The organism is Nocardioides sp., from assembly GCF_024509035.1.
Taxonomy (GTDB): Bacteria; Actinomycetota; Actinomycetes; order Propionibacteriales; family Nocardioidaceae; genus Nocardioides.
Window position 1 is genome coordinate 1 of record NZ_JANINT010000187.1, and the last position, 4,294, is coordinate 4,294.

The 4,294-nt window shown below is 75.4% G+C and carries 2 protein-coding genes; both read right to left on the reverse strand.

Annotated elements, in window-relative coordinates; genetic code table 11:
- Entirely contained in the window at nucleotides 1-1,431 is a 1,431-nt protein-coding gene (locus Q0L15_RS14040) for a DUF5719 family protein (protein ID WP_296605072.1), read from the reverse strand.
- A partial coding sequence (locus Q0L15_RS14045; protein WP_296605073.1) for a glycosyltransferase family 2 protein occupies nucleotides 1,428-4,294 on the reverse strand: 2,867 nt, incomplete at its 5' end. The genes Q0L15_RS14040 and Q0L15_RS14045, both read right to left, overlap by 4 nt.

Here is a 4,294-nt window from a genome sequence, read left to right on the forward strand (position 1 = left end):
CTAGGGGAGACCCGGCCGGACGTCGGGGACGAGGCCGTTCATCGCCGGCACGGTCAAGGGCAGCACGGCGCTCCCCTTGGGCGTGGCGCGTGCGGCGATCAGCACCGCCCCGACGACCGGGGTGCGTTCGGGCGTGACGGTGACGAGCGCGGTCCGGGCGGGCAGCTCGACGCTCACGCCCTGATCGGGGATGACATCGACCTTGGTGGTGTCGAGCTCTGCCCCCGACGCGGAGCGGGCGACGACCGTGACCGCTCCGGTGCGGGTCGCGCCGGCGAGCTCGACCGTCGCGCTGCCACCCTTGCCCACCTTCGGGACCAGGACGGTGGCGGCCTCGTCGATCGGCGCGCCACCCACCGCGTGGGACAGGTCGCCCGCGACGTAGGAGCGCACGGTGGCGGTCACCGGGCCGCTCGCGGTCACCTGCAGACCGATCGCCCCGTCGGCGATCGCGTCGCCGAGCACGCTGGAGACCGAGATCCGCTGCACGCTCTGGGGTGCGACCCGGACCTCGGGGATGCCCTTCGGAGCGAACACCGAGTCGCCGGTGACGACCTCGACGTCGGCACGTACCTCGCTGTCGGTGCCGTTGGCGAGGACGAGCGTGCGACGTCCCTTGCCCGGCGCGAGCCCCATCAGCAGGTTGTCGGTGGAGGGCTCCGCCTGGGCGGGAAGCCAGTCCTCGGTGAGCTCGGGCGCGCCGACCTCGTCGTAGCGGTCGAGCACCGTCGCCCCGATGCGTCCGCGTGAGGCCACGACCTGGATCGCCAGCTCGTCGCGCCGCGGGACCTCCTTGCCGAGGTCGAGCCGCACGCTCGTGCCGCCCGGGACCGAGACGCCCAACAGGCGTGGGGCGTCGACGATCCCGCCACGCCCGTAGACCGTGATGTCCGCGACCGCCGTACCGGAGTCGGGGTTGACCAGCTCGAGCACCGAGGTGTGACCCGCGCCCGCGCCGACACCGGTGAACCATGCCTGGGGAGCCGGGGCCGGGCAGCCGACGGCCGCGCGCTGGTCGGCGCCGGAGCGACCGGCCACCAGCCCGGGCGCGGTCTCGTCCTCACCGGAGACGGCCACCGGGCCCGAGCCACCGGCCACGGTGGTCACCTTCCCGGAGCGGAGGTCGGCGCCACGGCGGTCCTCGCCGAGGCCCACCTGCACCGAGCCGTCGGCACCGTCGGCAGCGCTCGTGAGCGCCACGGCGCCGTCCTGGCGACGGTCGCGGAGGGCCGAGGGACACACGACGGTGGCGCGGGTGAGCGCCGTGCGCGTGGGTGCGTGGTCGGCAGGCCTGGTGTCGGCGGGCCTGACCAGCAGCACGGCGACGCCGGCGAGCATCGGCAGCACGACCGCGAGCACGACGGTGAGGTCCAGCCGGGCGGAGCGGCGTGCCGATCGGCGGCCCGGAGCGGGAGGCGCGGTGTGGCTCACGACGAGCGCCTCCTGTTCGTGGTGGGCAGGCAGAGCACGGCGACCACGACGGCGCCGACACCCTGGACCACGAGCAGCAGCACGCGCATCCACGACGTCGACCCGTCCAGGCTCGAGGCGTCGAGGTCACGATCGACCTGCCAGACACGGGTCGAGCGATCGGCCGCGCTGGCCTGCACGAGACCGGCCGCCGCGTCGAGGACGGCGGCCACGTCACCGTCCGCGGGGGCGGGCAGGACGACGTACTCGACGCCGCTCTCCCCCAGCCGGTCGATCACCTCGGGGGTCGGCCGCGAGACGAGCGCACGGACCTCGGCGGTGAACCCGTCGTCGGGGGCGGTGAGGTCGAGGATCTCGTCCTCCCCGAGCGTCACGCCGTCGCCGCGGCGGACCGTGTAGCTCAGGCCGTCCTCGACGCTGCCGCGGACGACGAGGATGCCGTGCGCCGCGCCGGCCTCGGAGCTCTGCACCATGTAGACGGGGATGTCGGTGTCCACCCCGTCCGCGATCGCGGGATCGGTCTCGGCGAACCACCACGCGAGGCCGCCGAGCGGCACGACCGCCGACGCGACGACCAGCACCGCTGCGCCGGCCCGACGCCACGTGACCGCGCCGGGGGCCAGGCCGATCGCGCCGGTGGTGACGGCGACCACCAGGGCGCCCTGGAGCACCACGACGAGCACGCTGAGCCCGGCGCCGGTGGACACGGCCGCGAGCGAGAGCGAGACGGTCGCGAGGACGGCAGCCAGCACCGCGGTCACGAGCGCGACGATCCAGCAGACGAGCACAGGGATGCGGGTGCGGCGCGGCACCAGCGCGAGCAGCGCCAGCGCGACGAGCACCGCACCGAGCCACCACGGCGCGCCCAGGTCACCGAGCCGACCGGTGGCCAGGTCGAGCGCGTCGACCTCGGGAGACGGGAGGCGTCCGACGTCGAGCAGCAGCGCCTCGGCCGACCCGCGCTGGATCGCGGGCAGCCACCACGGCGACAGCAGCAGCGGGACCAGAGCCAGGGCCGTCGCGGGCGGGCCCCACACCGAGCGGTCGTGTCCGGCGCCGCGGACGAGCGCGAACGCGGCAGCGGTCACCACCAGTCCGAGCAGCGCCGCCACGAGCCACAGCACCGGCGCGAACGCGGCGGCGACGCTCAGCAGCAATCCCGCCCGCCAGGCCGCTCGCCACCGACGTTCGGCGGACGGGTCGGCGAAGCCGAGCGCGGCATGGGCCAGCCACGGCAGCAGTGCGGAGCCGACGACCACGCCGAGCCGGCCGTCTCCCCAGCCGCCGCTCGCGACCGGCACGACGGCCCAGGTGACCGACCCCCACAGCAACGCCCACCGCGGCGCACCGGTCGGGGTGACCAGTCGGCCGACCACGCGCAGGAACCGCCAGGCGCCCCAGAGCGCGAACGGCACCGCCAGCAGGAGCACCGCCGACACGGCCGCCGAGGGACTGCCGCCGAGGACCACGGCGAGCAGGGCCAGCACGGGGAGGTACGGCGGCGCCGGGACCGCCGTGCCGGTGCCCAGCGGATGCCAGGTCTCGGTGTGCAGCCGCCACCAGTCCGACACGCTCGCGGGCACGGGTGAGAGGCCCCCGCCGGCGACGTCGCCGAGGGCCTCGCGGGCGCCGGCCAGGGCGACGAGCACGACGACGGCCAGGGACAGGGCGATCGGGTTGGTGAGGAAGCGGGCGACCACCCCGGTGTCCTCGGTGAGCTCGTCCTCCTCCGACCGCGGCCGGGCCACGGTGCTGGCCGGCGCGTGCTCCGCGGCGGCGGCCCTGCGTCGCTCGGCGACGTCCTGGGCCTGGTTGGTGGCGGCGGCCGCCAGGTCGCCGAGGAAGTCGAGCCCGTGCCGGTAGGGCAGCCACCAGGGCGCCAGCAGCGGCCGCGCCCGGTGCTCGTCGAGCCCGAGCTCGCGACGGGTCCGGCGCGCGGCGCGCACCTGCCCGGGGTGGGCGTAGATCGAGAGCAGGGCCGCCAGCTCGTCGAGGGCCTCGCCGACCGCGCGCACCAGCAGGAAGCCGATCATCCGCAGCAGCGTGCCGAACGCGAGCCGCACGGTCAGCCACAGCAGCGAGCGACGCCGAGCGTTGACGAGCAGCGTGTAGAGAGCGGCGCGGCGCTCCTGGTAGTGGGTGTGCCGGCCGGTCAGCGGCGTACGCCGCAGCCCCCGGTGTGCCGCCTCCGCGTGGAAGACCACGGCGTCGGGCACCACCACCGTGCGGTGCCCGGCCATCGCGGCGCGCCACCCGAAGTCGATGTCGTTGCCGAAGATCGGCAGCTGCGGGTCGAGCCCGCCGAGCTGCTCGAGGACCGTGCGGCGCACGAGCATGCCGGCGGTGTTGACCGCCAGGACCTCGCGCACCTGGTCGTGCTGGCCCTGGTCGTACTCGCCGCGCTCGAGGCCGGTCTCCCGCCGTCCCGTCCCCGAGATCGTGACGCCGAGCTCGAGCAGCCGCTTCAGCGACGGCCACTCGCGCAGCTTGGGCCCCAGGACGTCGACGCCCGGATCGGCCTCGGCCGCCGCGAGGAGCGCGGCCAGCGCCCCGGGCTCGGGGTTGGCGTCGTCGTGCAGGATCCACACCCATTCAGGTGTCGATCGCCTGCGGCGCATCTCCTCGAGGCCCAGTGCGACGGCCTCGGGGAACGAGGTGGACCCGGCCGCGCTGACGAGCTGGCCGTACTCGGCGCTGAAGGCGTCGTGGAGCAGGTCGGCACTGCCGTCCCTGCTGGTGGTGTCGACGACGATCACGTCGTCGACGGGGGTCTGCTGACCACGCAGGCCGTCGATGACCGCCGGTAGCCAGCGGGCGCCGTCGTGACTGACGAGCAGCGCTGAGACCGAGGAACCCACGATCC